The organism is Streptomyces flaveus (assembly GCF_014647675.1).
Taxonomy (GTDB): domain Bacteria; phylum Actinomycetota; class Actinomycetes; order Streptomycetales; family Streptomycetaceae; genus Streptomyces; species Streptomyces flaveus.
The window spans coordinates 13,911-34,145 of record NZ_BMPQ01000013.1 but is presented as its reverse complement, the minus strand read 5'-3'; the positions used below and the strand labels follow the sequence as shown (position 1 = coordinate 34,145).

Annotated in this window: 15 protein-coding genes and 2 pseudogenes; 1 reads left to right on the top strand and 16 read right to left on the bottom strand. The window is 70.3% G+C overall.

The genetic code is table 11. From position 1 onward, the window contains the following. The 15 genes and pseudogenes from IEZ21_RS24715 to IEZ21_RS24650 form a co-directional block, all read right to left on the bottom strand. Positions 1 to 2,068: AAA family ATPase (locus tag IEZ21_RS24715; RefSeq protein WP_246568114.1), on the bottom strand; the 2,068-nt coding region annotated here is incomplete at its 3' end. Next, positions 2,065 to 3,228: an exonuclease SbcCD subunit D gene (locus tag IEZ21_RS24710; protein ID WP_189324087.1), complete on the bottom strand. Its 1,164-nt coding sequence runs from the start codon at positions 3,226 to 3,228 to the stop codon at positions 2,065 to 2,067. The genes IEZ21_RS24715 and IEZ21_RS24710, both read right to left, overlap by 4 nt. Before the next feature lie 339 nt (positions 3,229 to 3,567). Next, the gene (locus tag IEZ21_RS24705) at positions 3,568 to 5,688 is read right to left on the bottom strand and encodes a PQQ-dependent sugar dehydrogenase (RefSeq protein ID WP_189324086.1); all 2,121 of its coding nucleotides are present in this window, start codon (positions 5,686 to 5,688) and stop codon (positions 3,568 to 3,570) included. A gap of 205 nt (positions 5,689 to 5,893) precedes the next feature. Beyond that, the gene (locus tag IEZ21_RS24700) at positions 5,894 to 7,057 is read right to left on the bottom strand and encodes a sugar phosphate isomerase/epimerase family protein (protein ID WP_189324085.1); all 1,164 of its coding nucleotides are present in this window, start codon (positions 7,055 to 7,057) and stop codon (positions 5,894 to 5,896) included. Positions 7,058 to 7,110: 53 nt separating this feature from the next. Continuing rightward, positions 7,111 to 7,251, bottom strand: a pseudogene (locus tag IEZ21_RS47795) (alkaline phosphatase family protein); the annotation flags it as partial. Continuing rightward, a pseudogene (locus tag IEZ21_RS48635) lies at positions 7,233 to 7,379 on the bottom strand (inositol-3-phosphate synthase); the annotation flags it as partial. The pseudogenes IEZ21_RS48635 and IEZ21_RS47795, both read right to left, overlap by 19 nt. Before the next feature lie 461 nt (positions 7,380 to 7,840). Then, a complete protein-coding gene (locus tag IEZ21_RS24690) occupies positions 7,841 to 8,848 on the bottom strand; it encodes a sugar phosphate isomerase/epimerase family protein (protein ID WP_189324084.1) in 1,008 nt (335 codons plus the stop codon). Between the two features lie 32 nt (positions 8,849 to 8,880). Then, positions 8,881 to 10,095: a Gfo/Idh/MocA family protein gene (locus tag IEZ21_RS24685; protein WP_189324083.1), complete on the bottom strand. Its 1,215-nt coding sequence runs from the start codon at positions 10,093 to 10,095 to the stop codon at positions 8,881 to 8,883. 67 nt (positions 10,096 to 10,162) lie between these two features. Beyond that, positions 10,163 to 11,212, bottom strand: coding sequence for a substrate-binding domain-containing protein (locus tag IEZ21_RS24680; RefSeq protein WP_189324082.1), 1,050 nt, complete (start codon positions 11,210 to 11,212; stop codon positions 10,163 to 10,165). Between the two features lie 101 nt (positions 11,213 to 11,313). After that, positions 11,314 to 12,345, bottom strand: a complete 1,032-nt coding sequence (locus IEZ21_RS24675) for an ABC transporter permease (RefSeq protein ID WP_189324081.1) — start codon at positions 12,343 to 12,345, stop codon at positions 11,314 to 11,316. Further along, complete coding sequence (locus tag IEZ21_RS24670; protein WP_189324080.1) at positions 12,342 to 13,865, bottom strand: sugar ABC transporter ATP-binding protein; 1,524 nt, start codon at positions 13,863 to 13,865, stop codon at positions 12,342 to 12,344. Before IEZ21_RS24670 ends, IEZ21_RS24675 begins: the two co-directional genes overlap by 4 nt. Positions 13,866 to 14,218: 353 nt before the next feature. Next, the gene (locus IEZ21_RS24665) at positions 14,219 to 15,400 is read right to left on the bottom strand and encodes an ROK family transcriptional regulator (protein WP_189324079.1); all 1,182 of its coding nucleotides are present in this window, start codon (positions 15,398 to 15,400) and stop codon (positions 14,219 to 14,221) included. Between the two features lie 618 nt (positions 15,401 to 16,018). Next, positions 16,019 to 16,645, bottom strand: a complete 627-nt coding sequence (locus IEZ21_RS24660) for a YigZ family protein (RefSeq protein WP_189324078.1) — start codon at positions 16,643 to 16,645, stop codon at positions 16,019 to 16,021. A 77-nt stretch (positions 16,646 to 16,722) separates the two neighbouring features. Beyond that, positions 16,723 to 17,265 carry a SixA phosphatase family protein gene (locus IEZ21_RS24655; RefSeq protein ID WP_189324077.1) on the bottom strand — a complete coding sequence of 181 codons (543 nt, stop codon included), beginning with the start codon at positions 17,263 to 17,265 and terminating at the stop codon, positions 16,723 to 16,725. Next, positions 17,262 to 18,038 carry a hypothetical protein gene (locus IEZ21_RS24650; protein ID WP_189324076.1) on the bottom strand — a complete coding sequence of 259 codons (777 nt, stop codon included), beginning with the start codon at positions 18,036 to 18,038 and terminating at the stop codon, positions 17,262 to 17,264. Before IEZ21_RS24650 ends, IEZ21_RS24655 begins: the two co-directional genes overlap by 4 nt. 217 nt (positions 18,039 to 18,255) lie before the next feature. On the opposite strand from IEZ21_RS24650, the gene IEZ21_RS24645 reads away from it, so the two are divergent. Continuing rightward, positions 18,256 to 19,203: an arginase family protein gene (locus IEZ21_RS24645; protein ID WP_213089346.1), complete on the top strand. Its 948-nt coding sequence runs from the start codon at positions 18,256 to 18,258 to the stop codon at positions 19,201 to 19,203. Between the two features lie 9 nt (positions 19,204 to 19,212). Here the strand turns inward: IEZ21_RS24645 and IEZ21_RS24640 are convergent, their stop codons facing one another. Continuing rightward, positions 19,213 to 19,953, bottom strand: coding sequence for a class I SAM-dependent DNA methyltransferase (locus tag IEZ21_RS24640; protein WP_189324075.1), 741 nt, complete (start codon positions 19,951 to 19,953; stop codon positions 19,213 to 19,215). Positions 19,954 to 20,235 lie beyond the last annotated feature (282 nt).

The window sequence follows — 20,235 nt, the reverse complement described above, 5'->3', positions numbered from 1 at the left end:
CCGCCATGCGCGCCGCGTCCGCGGCCTCGGTGAACTGCGCCGTCTGCCGCTCCAGTTGCGCGGCCCGCGCGGATACGCTGCCCGCGGCGCCCCGGGCCTGCGTCAACTCCGCTTCCAGGGCCGCCCCTTCGCGGTCGAGGGTCTCCCTGCGCGCCGCGCGTGAGGCGGCACGCAGGGCGGCTTCCTGGTGGGCGGCGAGCCGTCGTTCGTGCTCGTGCTCGGCCTGTCTCAGGGCCTCGCTCGCCGGGTGCAGCCCGGAGGCGGCGCCGCGCGCTTCGGCGTGTCGCCGCGCCAACTCCTCGGCCTGCTCGGCGAGTTGCGCGGTGGGGGCATCGCCCGCCTCGGCGGTCGCCGCGGCCAGCGCCTCGCGTACGACGCCGAGTCGCCGCTCGGCCTCGGCGCGCTGCTCGTCGGCCTCCTGATGGGCGACGAGCGCGGCCTCCTCGGCCTGCTGATCGATGTGTCCGGCGATCTTCCGGGCGGGCGCCGGGTGTTCGGCGCTGCCGCAGACGGCGCAGGGTTCGCCGTCCACGAGAGCGGCGGCGAGTTCCGCGGCGATGCCCTTGAGGCGCTGTTCCTTGAGGTCGAGCCAGTGGGCGCGGGCGTCCGTGGCGTGCTCCCGCGCGGCGAGCACGCGCGCGTGGGCGTCGTCCGTGTCGCGGGCGAGCTGGTCGCGCAGCCGTGCCGCCGCGAGCCGCGCCTGGGCGGGCTCGCGCTGGACGGCGAACTGCTCGGCGCGGGTGGCGGCCTCCTGCGCGGAATCGATGCGGGTCTGGAGCCCGGCGCGGGTCGTCTCCCAGGAGGCGAGCCAGCTTTCCGTGTCCTGGAGCACGTCCTCGTCGGCGCGCTCCTGGCGGTCCAACGCCTCGCGCTCGGTGGTGAGTTCGGCCAGCCGGTGCTCGGCTCGGCGGGCCGACTCCAGGCCGCCCAGCTCCTCGGCGGCCTTGCGTGCGGCAGCCGCGAGGCCGCTCGCTCCGGCGTCGGCGAACGTCCCCGGGAGCAGCGCACGCGCGCGTGCCTCGTCGGCAGCCGCCCGCCGGTGCTCGGCCTCCGCGGCGTCGCGCAGGGACAGCGCGGGTGCAACGGCTTCGGCCTTGCGGGCCCGCTCCATCCGCTCCCGGGCCTCCCGGTGCGCTCCGGAGTGCTCCTCCAGACGCTCGGCCCGCTCCCGCGCCTCGGCGAACCGCCGCTGCAGCCGCGCCACTTCGCGTACGTCGTCGAGTACACGATCCGCCTGCGACTGCGCCGACTCGGCGGCTTTCTGGGCGCAGTGCGCCACGGTGAACCGTTCGCGTGCCGTACTGCGGGCGATCGCCGCCCAGGACAGTACGGACTCGGCCAGCCCCGGGTCTCCGGGGGCCACATCGGGCAGCGGCAGTTCCACGATGTCACCGGCGGCCTGCTGCATGCGGTGCGCGTCAGCGAGTAACGTCGCGTCCCCTTCGCGTACTTGGGCCTCCGCGGCGCGCCGCAGCTCGGCCAGGCGCTGCTCGACGGCCGCGAAACGGCGGGTGTCGAAGAGGCGGCCGAGGAGCTTGCCGCGGGCCTCGGCGTCGGCCCGCAGGAAGCGCGCGAAGTCGCCCTGGGGCAGCAGCACGACCTGGCAGAACTGCTCGCGGCTCATGCCGAGCAGTTGCGTGATCTCCTCGCCGATCTCCTGGTGGGAGCGGCTGAGGTCCTTCCAGGAGCCGGCCACCGGGTCGTACTCGCGCAGCCAGCTCTGGGCCTTGTCGAGCGTGGTGCCCGAGCCGCGCTTCTTGGCGCGCTCCCAGGGCGGCTGCCGGGTGAGCTCCAACCGGCGTCCGGAGACGGTCAGTTCGAGACGGACTTCGGTACGGGTGCCGGGCGCGGCGTGGTCGCTGCGCAGGGTGAGCCCCTGGCCGCTCTGCCGAGCGCCCGGAACCGATCCGTACAGGGCGTAGCAGACCGCGTCCAGAACCGAGGTCTTGCCCGCGCCTGTCGGCCCGTGCAGCAGGAAGATCCCGGCGGCCGACAGCTCGTCGAAGTCGACCGTCTGGGCCCCGCCGAAGGGCCCGAACGCGGTGATGTGCAGCCGGTGCAGCCTCATCGGGCCACCTCCCGCACTGCCTCGTCGGCGCGCACCGCGTCGAACGCCTCCCGGAGTACGGCCTGTTCGCGTGCGTCGGGGCCCGCGCCGCGTACATGGGCCACGAAGTCCTCGGCGATCTCCTGGTCGCTGCGTCCCGCCAGGCGTCGGGCGTAGGAGACGTCCGGGTCGTCGGGGGCCCGCTCGGGATCGAAGACGAGGCTGAGCGTGTGCGGGAAGCGTTCGCTGAGCCGTGCCATGGGGTCGGCGGGGCGCACCGGGTCGGTGAGGGTCGCCTCGACCCAGGCCTCCTCGTGGCGCGCCAGCTCCGGGTCGGCCAGCAGGTCCTCCAACTGCCCCCGGATACGGGCAAGTGCGCGCGGTACGGGGCAGTCGATCCGCTCGGCGTCGAGCGAACCGTCCGCCCCCAGGTCGACCAGCCACATGCTCTTGCGGTGGTCGGCCTCCGAGAAGGAGTACGGCAACGGGGAGCCCGAGTAGCGCACGCGCTCGGTGATGATCTGGCTGCCGTGCAGATGACCGAGCGCCGCGTAGTCGACCCCGTCGAAGACCCCGGCCGGTACGGCGGCGACCCCGCCCACCGTGATGTCCCGCTCACTGTCGCTGGCCTCGCCCCCGGTGACGAAGGCATGTGCGAGGACGACGCAGCGGGTGCCCCGCGCGCGCGTGGCGAGATCGGCGCGGACCCGCTCCATCGCGGCCGCGAGCACCGCCTCATGGCCGGGCTTCTCCACCCCGAACTCGTCCTTCACCAGGGCGGGTTCGAGATACGGCAGCCCGTAGAAGGCCACGTCGCCGTGGGTGTCGGCCAGCACCACGGGTGTACCGCACGCCGAAGGCTCGGTCCGCAGATGGATGCCGGCGCGGTCGATGAGCCCGGCCCCCACCCCCAGCCGGCGCGCCGAGTCATGGTTCCCGGAGGTCATCACCGTCGGCACCCCGAGGTCGGCCAGCCGGTGCAGGGCGTCGTCGAAGAGCTCGACCGCCGCCAGCGGAGGCACCGCCCGGTCGTACACGTCCCCCGACACGACCACCGCGTCCACCCCGCGCTCACGCACGGTCGCGACGAGGTGGCCGATGAACTCGGTCTGGGCACCGAGCATGCTCACCCGGTGGAACGCCCGGCCGAGATGCCAGTCGGAAGTGTGCAGCAATCTCACAAAATCGCTCCGACCTGCATGTTTCCCCCTCCTGCATCTCAAAAACCAACACCAACCAGCACGGGCTGACGGTCAGTGCTCACCACGCTAACCCCTATGGGGCCCTGATCCACCACGGGACTCAGCTCATCGCCCGCCTGCGGCACCGAATTGCCAGAAATGTCCGCAGCGATCTGGTTGACGGTACGGCCGAGCCTTCGAGGCACGTCGAGGAGGGGCGCCTGAATCCGCCGGTCGGCGCCTGACCAGGATGGGCCCGCGACCGGGACAAGACGTCGCGGGCGCGCCGACGGGGGCCATCCCCAGGGATGGCCCCCGCCTCTGTGGTTTGGCCGCCGGTCAGTCGGCCGGCGTCAGCGCGACCTCCGAGCTGCCCGAGAGGGGCGGCAGGCCGTCCGGGGGAGTGTCCGTGTAGGTGGCGTTGAAGACCGCCTTCAGGTTGTCCGCACCGCCGTGACCGCCGTCCAGGAACGTCTCGAACGATCCGGAGCAGCCGTTGCTCGTGGACAGCGGGTGGCCGTGCGAGTCGTGGCCGAGGATGAACGAGACGGTGACCTTCGAGCAGTCCACCGGCTGGTCGTCGGTGACGGTGACCTTCCAGGCGACCGTGTCACCCCAGTGGAACTCCGTGCCGCCGTGCGGAGCCGGGTCGGTGGTGAGTGAGACGACCGGCGCCTTGTTGCCGACCACGACGGGAACCGAGGCGGAGGCCGAGCGGCCGGTGCTGTCGGTGACCTTCAGCGTGGCGTCGAAGACGGCGTTCTTCGTGAACGTGTGCTTCGGGTTCGCCTCCGTGGAGTCCACGGTGCCGTCGGCGTCGAAGTCCCAGGCGTAGCTGAGGGCGTCGCCGTCGGCGTCCTTCGTGCCGGCGCTGGAGAACTGGACCGTCAGCGGGCTGGTGCCGTTGACCACGTCCGCGGTGGCTTTGGGCTCCGGGGTGCGGTTGCCCCGCGTGAAGTCGATGCGGGCGAGCTGGGCCTCGGGCAGTTCCGCGAAGTACCCGGTGCCGTACTCGAGGACGTACAGCGCGCCGTCCGGGCCGAACTCGGCGTCGATCGGGCCGTCCGTCGTGATCGAGGGGATCGCGGCCTCGATCTTCTCGACCTTGTTCTTCTTGCCCAGGGTGATGGCCATCATCTGGTCGCGGGTCCACTCGTAGAAGAGCGGCTTGCCGTCGAAGTACGCGGGCCAGCGGTTCTGGGCCTTGTTCCGCTTGTCGTAGCGGTACGCCGGGCCGCCCATGGGGCCGATGCCGCCCGTGCCGAGCTCCGGGAACTCCTCGGAGAGCCCGTAGCCGTAGACGATCTCCGCGTCCGTGACCGGCGGCAGCTTGCTCAGGCCGGTGTTGTGGCGCGAGTCGTTGACCGGCTTGGCGCAGTTGAACGCGCCGCTCGACTTCTGGGTGGCGAAGTCGTAGTCCTGGTACGGCATGTCCTGGGTCACGCAGAACGGCCAGCCGTAGTTGGCGGGACGGTCGATGACCATCCAGCGGCCCTGGCCGGCGGGGCCGCGGTCGGGGTTCGCCTGGTTGGCGTCGGGCGAGTAGTCACCGACGTAGACCTCGCCGGTCCTGTCGTCCACCGCGAAGCGGAACGGGTTGCGCAGACCCATGGCGTAGATCTCGGGACGGGTCTTCGGGGTGCCCGGCCGGAAGAGGTTGCCGCCCGGTATCGCGTAGCCGCCGTCGCGCTTGACTTTGATGCGCAGGACCTTGCCGCGCAGGTCGTCGGTGTTGCCCGCGGTGCGCCGCGCGTCGTAGGCCGGGTTGCGGTCGGGGCGGTCGTCGAGCGGGGCGTAGCCGTCCGAGGCGAAGGGGTTGGAGTCGTCGCCGGTCGACAGGAACAGATTGCCCTTGCCGTCGAAGTCGATCTTGCCGCCGACGTGGCAGCAGATGCCGCGGTCGGCCGGGACGTCGAGGATCTTCTGTTCGGTGTCGAAGTCGAGCTTGTTGCGCTCGAGCTTGAACCGCGACAGCCGTGTGACGCCCTTGTACTTGGCGAAGTCCTCGGCCGTGCCGTACTCCGGTGCGTCCCCTTCGTTGACGCCCGGAGTGGCCGGGTCGTCCATGGGGGTGTCGAGGCGGGGCGAGTAGTAGAGGTAGACCCAGTGGTTCTTGGCGAAGCCGGGGTCTACGGCGATGCCCTGCACGCCTTCTTCGTCGTGCTGGTAGAGCCCGGCGGGGCTCTTCTTCATGTCGGCTGCGAGGAAGTTGACGCCGCTCTTGGGGTCGTGGATCCGGACCTCTCCCGTGCGCGCCGTGTGCAGCACCCGCCGGTCGGGAAGGACGGCGAGGGCCATGGGCTCGCCCGGGCGGTCGTTGAGGGTGACCTTCTGGAAGGCCGACTGGGCCGGCGGTGCGGGGTCTGGTTTGGCGGCTTGGGCTGGGGACGGAGGCAGGAGCCCGATGGCCCCGGCCAACGCCGCCGCCCCCACGAGGGTGACGATCCGTCTGTTGCGCACTCAGAACTCCTTTGGTCTGGCCAGCGGGTGAAAAGCCAGGCGAAATGCGTGAGTTGGACGCTAAGGCGCCCACTTTCAACTCGTCAAGGACAAAGTTTCAATCTTCTCGAGGAAAGTTTGTCCTGGTGTTTCCGGTCCTTTTCGGGCATGCCCGGGGACCCGCCCGGCGCCAAGACGCCCGGCGGGCACCGCGGGTGACGCTTCGTCAGTGGCGGGCGCGCAGGGCCGCGAGGTTGTCGTAGCCGATGCGGGCGAACTCCAGGGACTGACCCGGAACGCTCGCGCTCGGTGCGTTGTCCTGCTCGACCATCGGGTTGTGGTAGTTCTTCGCACCCACCCGGGTGAAGAACCTCCGGTAGTCGATGTCGCCCGTGCCGAACGGCACCATGTCGTAGCCCAGACCGCTCTGGGGATTGACCACGCCGTCCTTCGCATGGAAGAGCGGGAAGCGGCTGGTGTTGCGGCCCACGAGTGCGGCCGGGTCGAAGACGTCCTCACGCTGCGAGCCGTCGTGGGCGGTGTACGTGTGGAACTTGTACTGGGCCACGTGCGCCCAGAAGACGTCCAGCTCCAGATAGACGCTCTTGCGGTCCGTCACCTTCAGGAAGTACTCCAGTTTGCGGATACCGGAGCTGCGGGTCGGCCGGCCCTGGGCGTCGAGCGGGCCGCCGTCGAGCAGGAAGTCGTAGGCGCTGTCGTGGTTGTGGGTGTAGAGCTTGATGCCCTCCCTACGGGCGATGGCGCCCAGGGTGTTCCACTTCTCCGCGGCCACGTCCCAGTCGGCCCGGTAGGGGGTGTTGGTGGGGTCGGCGCCGGTACCCATGTGCTCCATGCCGAGGATGTTGGAGATCTCCAGGAAGCGCTTGAAGGTGTCCAGGTCGGACGGGGTCAGCGGCCAGGACGGCGGGATGAAGCCGTGGCTGCCCTGCGCCCGCAGGCCGTAAGCGTCGAGCCAGGAGCGCAGCAGCTTCGCTCCCTCGAGGGTGCCCAGATCGGCGCCGCCGGGCGCGTTGACGTGCTGGCCGTAGCCGGCGAACTCCACCTGGCGGTAGCCGAAGCGCGACAGCTGCCGGAACACCTCGCGGAAACCGGAGGGCAGGTCGGAGGCCAGCGGGTCGCGGCCGATCGCGTCACGGACGGTGTAGAGGATGATGCCGCGCTTGTGCGGCGGGACCAGAGCGGAACGTCCCCGGTCGTAGCCGGCGGCTTCTGCTCTGTCCTGCGCCAGGGCGGGCGTGGCACCGAAGACCGGGGCGGCGATCGCCGCGGCGGTGGCGGCCGTGCAGGTGCTGAGGAAACGGCGGCGGCTGACGCCGAGCGTGCGGCGCAGGGCGTCGCCGGTGACGGCTTCGTCGTTGAACGCGGTCACAGTGGCTCTCTCTTTCGTTGTCGCAGTGCTGCGGGTGCCTGATGGCTGCCGCCTCAGGAGAGGCCGGCGAGCCGCAGGAGAAGGGACTTCACTTCGGTGGCCGCTACGCGGCCGGATACAGCGCGGGGGGTGGAGACCAGGACGAGCGGACCTTCGTCGTCGCTCGTAGGGCGGCGGCCGTGACCGCCGCGCATCCGGCGACGGCAGTGGTGGCCACCGATCCGCGGGCTCCGACGAACCAGACACCGGTGCGTGCGGTCCGCCCGCCGCCCTGGGACTGCGATGCGTTCCCGGTGTTGTTCACGGGCTGCCTCCCTGCCATGTCGATGTTCCGATGGGGTTGAAAGACGGTGGGCGGGGGCGGGGCTGACCTCCCCGCCCACCGTCGGCATAGGGGCGGGCTTCGACCGTGGCCTAGGAGGACAGCTCCTTGGTCGGCGCGGTTACGGCGAGCGAGTCGGCGGCGAGCGGGCCGTCGGTGCGAAGTGCGGGATTCTTGGCGGCACTTGGCCTTGTGCTGTGCACGGATGTCCTCCGTCGTCCGGTCGAACGAGCGGTGAGCTGTGCAACCGGTGGGGTGTGCGCCATCACTGTCGAACCACCGTGTGGCGCCTGTGCACGAGACGGGACCGTAGCCCCGTTCGTCCTCGACGGAAAGTCCTTGCGCAGAGGAATGTCAAACTTTTTCCAGACTCAGGACAAAGGCGTGCCCGGGCAGCCCGGATCGGCCCGGCTGCCTTCACGTGGCTGGTTCCAGGGAGCAGAAGTTCCCTGTCGGGGTCCCTAGTTGTCGCCGCCTCCGAAGGCAGCGTCGAAGGACGCCGAGGGCGGGTCGAAATCGAACCGTTTCAGACCGGCGAGTGCTTGCGGCGCGCCCATGAGGCGGTCCATGCCGGCGTCCTCCCACTCCACGGAGATCGGACCGTCGTAACCGATCGATCGCAGCATCCGGAACACGTCCTCCCAGGGCACGTCGCCGTGCCCGGCGGAGACGAAGTCCCAGCCGCGCCGCGGGTCGCCCCAGGGCAGATGGGAGCCGAGCCGACCGTTGCGCCCGTCCAGACGCTTTCGGGCCTCCTTGCAGTCGACGTGGTAGATCCGGTCCCGGAAGTCGTAAAGGAAGCCGACCGGGTCCAGGTCCTGCCAGACGAAGTGGCTGGGGTCGAAGTTGAGCCCGAAGGCCGGCCGGTGGTCCACCGCCTCCAGCGCGCGTTTGGTGGTCCAGTAGTCGTAGGCGATCTCGCTCGGATGGACCTCGTGGGCGAACCGGACGCCCTCGGCGTCGAAGACGTCCAGGATCGGGTTCCAGCGCTCCGCGAAGTCCTCGTAGCCGCGCTCGATCATCCCTTCCGGCACCGGCGGGAACATCGCCACCAGATGCCAGATCGACGACCCGGTGAAGCCGACGACCGTATCGACGCCGAAAGCAGCCGCGGCACGCGCCGTGTTCTTGATCTCGGCCGCGGCACGCCTGCGTACACCCTCCGGCTCCCCGTCCCCCCAGATGCGGGCGGGCAGGATGCCCTGGTGCCGTTCGTCGATGGGGTTGTCACAGACGGCCTGGCCGACGAGATGGTTGGAGATCGCCCAGCACTTCAGGCCGTACTTCTCCAGCAGGGCGTGCCGGCCGGCCAGATAGGACGGATCGGCCAGGGCCTTGTCGACCTCGAAGTGGTCGCCCCAGCAGGCGAGTTCGAGGCCGTCGTAGCCGAAGTCGGCGGCCAGTCGGCAGACCTCCTCCAACGGCAGATCGGCCCACTGACCGGTGAACAGGGTGAACGGGCGTGGCATGGTGCCTCCGAGCGGGGTTCCTTGCCGGATCTCTACCGGACTTCGGCCTCGACGGCCTGGACAGGGGTGTAGACGGAGTTCTTCTGCGCGCTCTCCTCCACCGCGGCGAGCACCCGCTGCACCTGCAGACCGTCGGCGAACGACGGCATCGGGTCGGTGCCGGACGCGATGGCCTCGACCAGGTCACGGGCCTGGTGGGCGAAGGTGTGCTCGTAGCCGAGCGCGTGGCCCGGCGGCCACCAGCCCTCCAGGTACGGATGCTCGGCCTCGGTGACGACGATCCTGCGGAACCCCGCCGTGGCGGCGGGCTCCCGGTGGTCGTGGAAGGACAGCTCGTTGAGCCGCTCGAGGTCGAAGGCGAGCGACCCGGACTCGCCGTTGATCTCCAGCCGCAGGGCGTTCTTGCGCCCCGACGCCATCCGGGTCGCCTCGAACGTGGCGAGCGCCCCCGAAGCGAGCCGGCCGGTGAACACGGCCGCGTCGTCGACGGTCACCGGAGCGCGCCGGGGGCCGCCGGAAGCGGTCAGGCCGGAGGAGGCACCGTCGAGGCGGGGGCGTTCCTTGACGAAGGTCTCCATCTGGGCGGAGACCCCGACCAGCACCTCACCCGCCAGGTACTGGGCGAGGTCGACGATGTGCGCGCCGAGGTCGCCGAGCGCCCCCGACCCCGCGTGCTCCCGCTGCAGCCGCCACGTCAGCGGGAAGTCGGGGTCGACCAGCCAGTCCTGGAGGTAGCTGACCCGCACATGGCGCAGCGTGCCGAGCCTGCCGTCGGCGATGAGCCGGCGGGCGAAGGTGAGGGCGGGCACACGCCGGTAGTTGAAGCCCACCATCGCCAACTGCCCGCGCGAGCGGGCCGCTTCGGCGGCCGTGACCATGGCCTGCGCCTCGGCGACCGAATTGGCCAGCGGCTTCTCGCACAGCACGTGCTTGCCCGCCTCCAGCGCCGCGATCGCGATCTCCGCATGGCTGTCGCCCGGTGTGCAGATGTCGACGAGTTGCACGTCGTCGCGGGCTATGAGGGCGCGCCAGTCGGTCTCCGCCGCGGCCCAGCCGTGCTTGTCGGCCGCCGCCCGCACGGCGTGCGCGTCGCGGCCGGCGATCGCGGCCAGGACCGGCCGCAGCGGCAGGTCGAACACGTGCCCTACGGTGCGCCACCCTTGTGAGTGCGCGGCGCCCATGAACGCGTAGCCGACCATGCCCACGCCGAGTGCCGGCGGTGCGGTCCCACTGTCCCTCTGTTCCATACGGTTCCTCCTCGTCGGAGTGTCACTGACTCATCGCTGTGTTCGCGGGGCACGCGGCCCGGACCGGTCAGATGAAGCCGGTCGGCAGGTACTGGTCGATGTTGTCCTTGGTGACCACGGCCGAGTAGAGGGTCAGCGAGGACGGGATCTCGAACTCGGCGAGGCCGCCGATGCCCTTGCCCTGGCCGAGGGCGCGGGCGAGATCGATGGCGGAGGCGGCCATCGTCGGCGGGTACAGGACGGTCGCCTTGAGCACGCTGTTGCCGGCCTTGATGGCGTCCATCGCGGACTTGGCACCCGCACCGCCGACCATCAGGAAGTCGTCGCGACCGGCCTGGTCGATGGCGCGCAGCGCGCCCACGCCCTGGTCGTCGTCGTGGTTCCACAGCGCGTCGAACTTCGACTGGGCCTGCAGCAGTTGGGACATCTTGGCCTGGCCGGACTCGACGGTGAAGTCGGCGGCCTGGCGGGCCACCTTCCTGATGTTGGGGTAGTTCTTCAGGGCGTCGTCGAAGCCCTTGGTGCGCTGCTGGGTCAGCTCCAGGTTGTCGAGGCCGGCGAGTTCGACGACCTTGGCGTTCTTCTTGTCCTTGAGCTGTTCGCCGATGTAGTGGCCGGCGTTGAGGCCCATGCCGTAGTTGTCGCCGCCGATCCAGCAGCGGTACGCCTGCGGGGAGTTGAAGATCCGGTCGAGGTTGACGACGGGGATGCCGGCGCGCATGGCCTGGAGCCCGACCTGGGTGAGGGCCTTGCCGTCGGCGGGCAGGACCACCAGGACGTCGACCTTCTTGTTGATCAGCGTCTCGATCTGGCCGATCTGCTGGGCGGTGTCGTTGGAGCCCTCGGTGATCTCCAGCGTGACGTCCTTGTACTTCTTGGCCCGGTTCTTGGCGTTGTCGTTGATGGCGTTCAGCCAGCCGTGGTCGGCCTGGGGGCCGGCGAAGCCGATGGTGACGGCCTTGCCCGGCTTGTCGTCCGCGACCGGGGCAGCGTTGTCCGCGGCCTTTTCCTGGTTCTTGGGCTCATTGCTGGTGCAGGCGGTCAGCAGCGCGCCGGTGGAAACGGCTGCGGTGCCGAACAGCAGTGCTCTGCGGCTGGTGGCGGGGGTTTTTGCCATGGCGGATCGACCCTTCGACTGGGCGGTGTGCGTCAGATGGAGGATGTGGGGGTGCCGGACAGCGGTTCAGGGGCCGCCGTCCGGCGGTGTGCTGCACGGCGTCAGGCGTCGCCGCCGTGCAGCGAGCGGCGCTGGACCAGGACGGCGGCGACGATGATGGCGCCCTTCGCGATCTGCTGGACAGCGGTCTCGAGGTTGTTCAGAGCGAAGATGTTGGTGATCGTGGTGAAGACCAGAACACCGAGGACGGAGCCGACGACGGTGCCGCGACCGCCGCTGAGCAGGGTGCCGCCGATGATCGCCGCGGCGATGGCGTCCAGCTCGTAGAGGTTGCCGTTGGTGTTCTGACCCGAGCCGGCGAGCACGATCAGCATGAACGCGGCGATACCGCAGCACAGTCCGGACAGCAGGTACAGGTACAGACGCTGGCGGCGGACGTCGATGCCGGCGAGGCGTGCCGCTTCCGCGTTGCCGCCGACTGCGACGGTGCGGCGTCCGAAGGTGGTGCGGTTGAGCAGCAGCCAGCCGATGACGGTGACCGCGGCGAAGATCAGAACAAGGGGCGGGATGCCGAGGATGTAGGCGTCCCTGGCACCGAGATCGAGCACTGATTCGACGGTCACGATCTGGGTGCTGCCGTCCGTGATCTGCAGCGCCAGACCGCGGGCGGAGGCGAGCATGGCCAGCGTCGCGATGAACGGCACCATCCTGCCGTAGGCGATCAGCACGCCGTTCACGAGACCGCAGCCCACACCGACGATCACCGCGGTGAAGAGGATGCCCGCGAAGCCGAACTCCTGCGTGGCCACGGTCGTCGCCCACACCGAGGCGAGCGCCACGATCGCGCCGACCGACAGGTCGATCCCGCCGCTGGTGATGACGAACGTCATGCCGACGGTGACGACGCCGATCACGGATGCCTGGGTGAGGACGAGTTGCAGATTGTTCGTCGCCAGGAACTCGTCCGGTGCGGTGATCCCACCGACCGCGACGAGGACGGCGAGGACTCCGAGCAAGGACAGAGTGCGTATGTCCCACCGCAGACCGGGTCGGCGCGAACTCTCTTTGTCTCCCGCGGACTTGGCGGCGGGCGTCGGCGCTTCCTTCTGCGCCGCAGTGGCCGGCTGCGTCATGGCGTCGGGCTCCCTTCCATTACAAGATCAAGTACACGGTGCTCGTCGAGCTCCCGGGCGTCCGCCGTGTGCACGACGCTGCCTTCACGGAGCACCAGCACCCGGTCGGCGAGACCCAGGACTTCGGGCACCTCACTGGACACGAGAAGTACGGCCAGGCCCTCGTCGGCCAGCCGGCGAATCACTGCGTAAAGCTCCGCCCGGGCGCCGATGTCGACGCCCCTGGTCGGCTCGTCCAGCAGCAGGACCTTGCAGCCTCGCAACAGCCAGCGGGCGAGCACCGCCTTCTGCTGGTTGCCGCCGGACAGGGTCCTGATCGCGGCATCGGGATTGTCGGGCCGCAGGGACAGTTCCCGAACCGCCTGGTGCGCCGCGGCGCGCTCGGCACGCCGGTCGATCCAGCCCGCGCGGGCGAACCGGGACAGGGTGGAGACCGAGACGTTGCTGCTGACGGACTCCAGCATCAGCAGGCCCTGCGCCTTGCGCTCCTCGGGCGCGAGGCCGATGCCGGCGCGGACGGCAGCGCGGACACTTCCGGGGCGCAAGGGCGTGCCGTCGACGAGAACCCGGCCGCCGTCGGGCTTGCGAGCCCCGTAGATCGTCTCCAGGATCTCGCTGCGCCCGGACCCGACGAGCCCCGCCAGACCGACGATCTCTCCGGGCCGCAGCTCCAGATCGACGGGCGCGAACTCCCCCCGCCGGGTCAGCCCTTCGACCTTCAGCACCGGTTCTCTCCCCGCGGCGAACTCCACCTTGGGGCGCTCGGGGAAGACGTACTCCACATTCCGCCCGGTCATCAGGGCCACGACCTCATGGGTCGGCGTCGACTTGGCAGGCAGACCGCCCGCGACCGACCGGCCCTCCTTCAGGACCGTGACCCGGTCGCCGATGCGCCGGATCTCCTCAAGACGGTGAGAGATGTAGATGACGGCGACGCCATCGGCCGTCAGATCGCCCACGATCCTGAAAAGGTTGTCCACCTCTTCGGGGTCGAGCGCCGCCGACGGCTCGTCCATCACGATCAACCGAACCTCGTGGGACAGGGCGCGGGCCATCGAGACGATCTGCTGCTGCGCCGCGGACAGGTCGCCGACGAGCCGCGCAGGGTCGATCTCCGAGTGTCCGAGGCGTTTCAGCAACTCCGCGGTCGCCGTACGGGCAGCTGAGCCGCGCACGACGAACCCGGCGGAGGTGGGTTCGTGCCCGAGGAAGACGTTCTCCGCGACGGACAGCCCCTCGATCAGGTCGAGTTCCTGGTAGATGGTGGCGATGCCGAGACGCATGGCGGCGATCGGCGACCCCAGGGACACGGGCTCACCCCGCCAGGTGATCTCACCGCCGTCGGGCTGGTGAGCCCCGGCGAGCACTTTGATCAAAGTGGACTTGCCGGCGCCGTTCTGGCCGAGGAGGCAGTGGACTTCGCCGGCCTGGACCTCGAGGTCCACACCGTCCAGGGCGCGGACGCCCGGGAACGACTTGGTGATACCGGACATGGTGAGCAGGGGTGGTGGTGATGCCATGAGGAATCCCCTCGGCGGATGCGGGACATGAGCAGGCAGGGCTGGGCAAGGTGGTGCAGGTACTTGGGCGGCTCTGGAGAGCCCCTGGCGTCGTGTGCGCTGGGGCGTAGGGGCTGAGAAAAGGGGCAGGGCAGGCCTGATGGGCCCGGCAACCATGCAGTGGTGGCAGTCGCCGACGCTTCATGCGGTGGTAGCGGCGGTGCGGTGGGTGTTGCGGTGGCTCTACGGGTGTTGCGAGTGCGCCGTGGGGTTGCCAGGGCGCAATGGGTGTGCGGGAGCGCCAATGAGGTTGCAGTGACGCTTGGTTGTAGTGGCGCGAGTGGTAGTCCGTTGCCGGCGGGGTCGGGCGGCGGTCAGGCCGGTGAGAAAACGTGGTCGCTGATGAGCCGGGTCGCGCCGATGGCTCCGGCGGCCGGTCCCAACTCACCCAGCACAATCGGCAGGTTGCGCGTGGCCAGCGGCAAGGACTGCCGGTAGACCTGGGTCCGAACACTGGCCAGCAACGTGTGCCCGAGCCCGGTCACACCGCCGCCGATCACCACCAGCCCCGGATTGAAGAAACTGACAAGCCCGGCGATGACCTGCCCCAGACGCTTCCCACCCTCCCGAATCAGCTCCAAAGCCACCGCGTCCCCTGCTGCCGCGGCAGCCGACACGTCCTCGGCCGTCAGACGCCCGGCCGTCTCCAGCCGGGCAGCGAGCTGTACCGACCGGCCCTCGCGCGCGGCCTGCTCCGCATCACCGGCCAACGCGGCACCGCTGAAGTGGGCTTCCAGGCAGCCCCGGTTGCCACACGCACACGCGCGACCTCCCGGTTCCACCTGAATATGACCGATGTCGCCGGCACTGCCGGTCGTCCCCCGGTAGACCTCACCGCCGACGACGATGCCACAGCCGATGCCGGTACCGATCTTGACGCACAGGAAGTCGCCCACCGGGCGTGCGACGCCCGCGTGCTGCTCCCCCATCGCCATCAGGTTCACGTCGTTGTCCACCATGACCGGACAACCCAGTTCCTGACTGAGCGCCTCCCGCACCGGGAACCCGTCCCAGCCCGGCATGATCGGAGGCGCGACCGGCACACCTTCCGGAAAGCGGACCGGCCCCGGGACCCCGATCCCGGCACCGTCGAAGCCCTCTGCGACACCGGAGGCGTTCAGCTTGGCAGCCATCGACAGCACCTGCTCGAAGACCGCCACAGGCCCCTCCCGGACATCCATCGGATGGTTCAGATGCCCCAGGACCTCCAACTCCGCGTTCGTCACGGCGACATCGACCGACGTGGCACCGATGTCGACACCGAGGAAACGCAGCGTCGGCGAGAGCCGGATGTTGTGCGAACGCCGGCCGCCCCGCGAGGGGGCAAGCCCGTCCGCGACGACCAGTCCCGTCTCCAGCAGCCGGTCCACCTCGACGGCCAGCTTCGAACGGGACAGGTCCACCAGATCACCCAGCTGAGCGCGGGAGTTGGACCCGTTGTCACGCAGTAAACGAAGCAGCCGCGCCTGATGCGTGTTCTCAGGCCGAGCGGTCATTCGTCTCACGAACCCCTCCCCTCCCCTAGCCCACGGCCGGGGACCCGGACGCCTGGTTCCGTCGGCTGAGCCGTCAGGCTTTCGGGGAGGAACGTAGCAGCGATTTTCCGGAGCGGGAAGAACTTACGCACGATCCAGCACAACTTTCTCCACACACAGGACAAAGCCTGGATGGGCGACTACCCCCAAGCCTCGAGTCCTGACAACCCGAACCGGCCGACCCAGGCAAATGGAAAGCGGTCCATCAGAAACCGCCTCGCCAAACCCACCAGTTCGGCGACTGCGAACAGGGCGGCCGCCAGACCTCGCTCCACCGCCTGCAACTCGACACCCTCCCCGCCCAGCACAGAACCAGCACGGGACAGGTCACCAGGGATGACGAGGAGTGCCCACAGGTCAGCACCAAACCAACACGGCACCGGCACCACCGACGAGCTTCTCCTGGGCGGAACCGCACCATCCTGACCTGCACCTTTGCCACATCAGCGCCCTTACGGTAGGCAGCGCCTGGAAAATTTGTGCAGCAGCCTCATGATCCTCGAGACTAACGGCCGGGTCGGACATCACGGGCGGCTACTGCCATATCGGCCTCTCCTGGCGGCCTCAGCGCTGTCCGCATCAGGCGTCCCCGTACGCCTCTCCCCCCAGCTCGAACCCCGCCGTCCCCGCCGTGGCATCGGCCAGCCACGCCCGGAACGTCTCCACGTCCGCGTCCGGGAGGGCGATCTCGAGGGTGACGGCCTCTCCGTAGCGGACGTCGCGTATCTCGCGGCCCGTCGACCGCAGGTCGTTCTGCACCTTGCCCGCCCGCTGGTGGTCGACCGTGACGGTGGCGAGACGGAAGCGTTTACGTGTGATCGTGCCGAGGGTGTCGAGGGCCTCGCCCACCGCTCCCCCGTACGCCCGGATGAGCCCGCCCGCGCCGAGCTTGACGCCGCCGTAGTAGCGGGTGACGACGGCGGCGACGTACCGCAGGTCGCGGCGCAGCAGCATCTGGAGCATCGGGACGCCGGCCGTGCCGCCCGGTTCGCCGTCGTCGCTCGCCTTCTGTACGGAGGCGTCGGCGCCGATGACGTACGCGTAGCAGTTGTGCGTGGCGTCCGCGTGCTCCTTGCGGACGGCCGCGATGAACTCCTGGGCTTCCTGTTCGGTGGCCGCCGGGGCGAGCGCGCACAGGAAGCGGGAGCGGTTGACTTCGGTCTCGTGCACGCCTGCGCGGGCCACCGTGCGGTACTCGTCCTGCATCGAGCCAGCGTATGTGCCCCGCGCGAAGGTGCTGCACGCGCGCGTGCGTCCCGTCGGGCCGCCACCCGGTGCGGAGATCAGCCCTTCTTGCCCCGCGGCACGGTCACGTCGGTGAGCAGCGCCATGCCGGGGCCGAGGGAAGACCAGGTGTCGCCGTACCAGGTGAGGACCGCGATCGCCGATGTCGGGAACTTCGTGCGGACCTCGTCCAGCGCGTCGTCGAGACTGTCCCCGGCCAGGGTGAGCACCAGTTCCTCGAGCTCGGGGTTGTGTCCGATCAGCAGCAACGTCCTGACCTCGTCGGGCACTTCGCGCACCGCTGCCAGCAACTCGGGTACGTCGGCCGCGTACAGCCGCGGATCGTGGCGTACGGGAGGAGGTGTGGTCCATTCGGCCGCGGCCAGTTCCCAGGTCCGGCGGGCGCGTACGGCGGTGGAGCAGAGCGCGAGGTCGGGCACCCGGTCGGCGGCGGCGAGCGCGCGACCGGCGGCCGGGGCGTCACGGCGGCCACGCGGTGCGAGCGGCCTCTCGTGGTCGGCGACGCCGTCCGGCCAGGCCGACTTGGCGTGCCGCAGGACGATCAGGCGGCGCTGCGGGGGCGCTCCGGCAGGCACGTTCATGACGGGGTTCCACGGCCGATGTCACGGGTGAGTTCGAGCCCGAGGAGACGGTCGGCGTAGGCGTACGTCTCGAAGCGGGCCCCGTCCGGAACGGTCTGGGACGTCGCCACCCGGCGCAGTACGTCCAGTACGGCGGGCACGTCCAGGTCGTCCTCCCAGGCGGCGCGCAGCTGCTGGCGTACGGGATCGGGGATGGGGCTGGAGGGATGCGTGGCCCAGGTGGCGACGGCTCCCCGCCAGTGTGTGAGGACCTTCTCGGCGTCGGCCAGGCCGGCCGCGTCGAGCCGGAGGGGATCACGGCGGGGCCGCGCGAGCAGCGCGAGACGCAGCGCCGAGGGGTCGCTCCCCTCAACGCCCTCATGAACCGGACCGCTCTCGTCATCGGCCGGGACCTCGTCGTGCACCGGGGCGACCTCGACGCGTACGCCGTCCGGTGCTTCGTCGTCGCCTTCAGGGGCGGCGGGGCCGCCGACAACATGGAGCACCTGTGCCTCACCCAGCGGCGGTTCCCCGGCGCGGGGGTCCTCGAACGGCCGGATGCCGAGGGCCGATGCGCGTTCCCGGAGTTCCGCGTGCCCCTCCGGGGCGGTCAGCACCGTCCAGACGGGCGTCCCGTTGAGTTCCAGGGCGCGTACGAGGAGGTCGGCGACCAGGAGTATCCGCAGGCCGGTGGTGTCGGCACGCGGTACATGGGCCTCGACGCGGGTCAGGCCGCGGCGGGCGGGGGCGGCGTCGGCGGGCTCGCCCGTTCGGGCGTCGGTGATACGGAGCACGGGGTGAGCGTAGGCCCGCGGGAGGCCGGGCGCAGGGAGACGTGCGTCATTCGGTGTCGGGGTGGTGGCGGACGCGGCTGTGAGCGGTCGGTCCGGGCCGCAACCGGTCTGCGGCGGCACAGGAGAGAGTGTCCGTTCTGCGACACTATGGGTGATGTGGTGGCGGTGCTCGACAGCCGACGCCCTGAGGCAGGCCGGCGGACAAAGGGGTTCGGGCGTGCGGGAGTTGATGGTCATCGAGGCGCCGTCCGTGCTCGGGCTGCGGCCGTCAGGGGTACAGGATCTACCGGAAGCCCTGCGCGATGCCGGGCTGCTCGACCGCCTCGGGGCGGTGGTGGCCATGGGGGTCCCCCCGCTCATGGGGGTCCCCCCGCTCGAGCGAATTCGAGAGTGGGGGAGGGTCGAGGCGGCGGCGTACGACCCGAGGCGGGACGCCGACACGGGGGTGCTCAACCCGGTCGGCATCGCGCGGTACTCCGTGGAGCTGGCCGACGCCGTGGGCGGCGTACTGGACCGGGGCGGCTTCCCCGTGGTCCTCGGCGGCGACTGCAGCATCCTGCTCGGCAATCTCCTCGCCCTGCGCCGCCGGGGACGCTACGGCCTGCTGTTCCTCGACGGCCACACCGACTTCTACCAGCCGTCCGCGGAGCCGACGGGCGAGGTGGCCTCGATGGAACTCGCCCTGGCCACGGGCCGCGGACCCAGCCTGCTGACCGACCTGGAGGGCCGTGGTCCCCTGCTGAGGGACGAGAATGTCGTCGCCCTCGGCTTCCGCGACACCGAGGAGTCCACCGCGGCCGGGATGCAGCCGCTGCCGCCGGGGCTGCACGCGTTCGACCTCGATGCGGTACGGGCTCTCGGCGCCGACACCGCCGCGCGCCAGGCGGTCGAACGGCTCACCCGGGGCGGGAGCGGCGGGTACTGGGTCCATCTCGACGTCGACGTACTGGACGACGCGGTGATGCCCGCCGTCGACTACCGCATCCCCGGCGGACTGACCTGGCCGGAACTCGAGAGCGTGCTGCAGACGGCGCTGGCCGGCGAACGGGCCGTCGGCTTCGACGTCACGATCTTCAACCCCCGCCTCGACCCCGACGGCAGCATCGCCGCCCGCCTCACCGAGTGCCTGTACCGGGGGCTGTCGGCGCGGCACACCGTCCTCTGAAGCCGGCCGTCAGTCGGCGGGCTTCTCCCAGACCGAGACATGCCGGCGGCTCTCGCTGGTGAACGGCGCCCGGTCCCAGTCCTCCCAGCGGTCGCGCAGCCGCAGTCCGGCGAGCCGCGCCATCAGATCCAGTTCCGAGGGCCACACGTACCGGAACGGGTAGTACTCGTGCTTGGCTCGCCCGTCGACGATGGTGACGTAGTTCGAACTCATCGCCTGGGTGGCGACGTCGTATATGTCGAACGCCCACTGTGTGGGGCTGATGCGGAACGGCACGGCGTTCTGCCCCGGCGGCAGCCGGCGCAGCTCCGGCACGCCCACCTCGATGACGAAGCAGCCGCCGGGCCGCAGATGGGCGGCGGCGTTCTGGAAGCAGGCCACCTGGGCGTCCTGCGTCGTCAGATTGTTGATCGTGTTGAAGACGAGGTAGGCGACCGCGAACGTGCCCTCCACTCGCGTCGTGGCGAAGTCGCCGATCGTCACGCCGACGGTGTCGCCGCCGGGCTTGGCGCGCAGTTGGGCCACCATGGCCCGCGACATGTCGATGCCATGGACCGGGATCCCGCGCCTGGCCAGCGGCAGTGCGATCCGGCCGGTGCCGATGCCGAGTTCGAGCGCCCGGCCGTCGCCTGCGAGCCCGACCAGCAGGTCGACCGCCGGATCCACCGCCTCCGGGCGGAACATGTCCGCCGCCGACTCGTCGTAGCCGGCCGCCACCTTCTCCCCGAAGTAGCCGTCCTCATCATGCATTCGGGGAACGTACCGCCCACGGCCCGTCCGACGCCCCCGATTTTTCAGCCCTGGGGCAGAGTCGCGCGCCGCTCGGTGCTCGGCGAAACCCCGTCTGACACATACGTATCGACCTCGGCGTTTCGGCCATTGTCCGGCCCAGGGCCGACCGCATGCCCCAAGGGTGGATGCACTCCGCACCTGACGCTTTCCGTGCTCCCGTACGGAATCCACACCGTCTCAAACACGTGTGTTCGACACACCTTCCGCGTCGTTGACTCCATTGGCGTTCGCCCGCGCCGA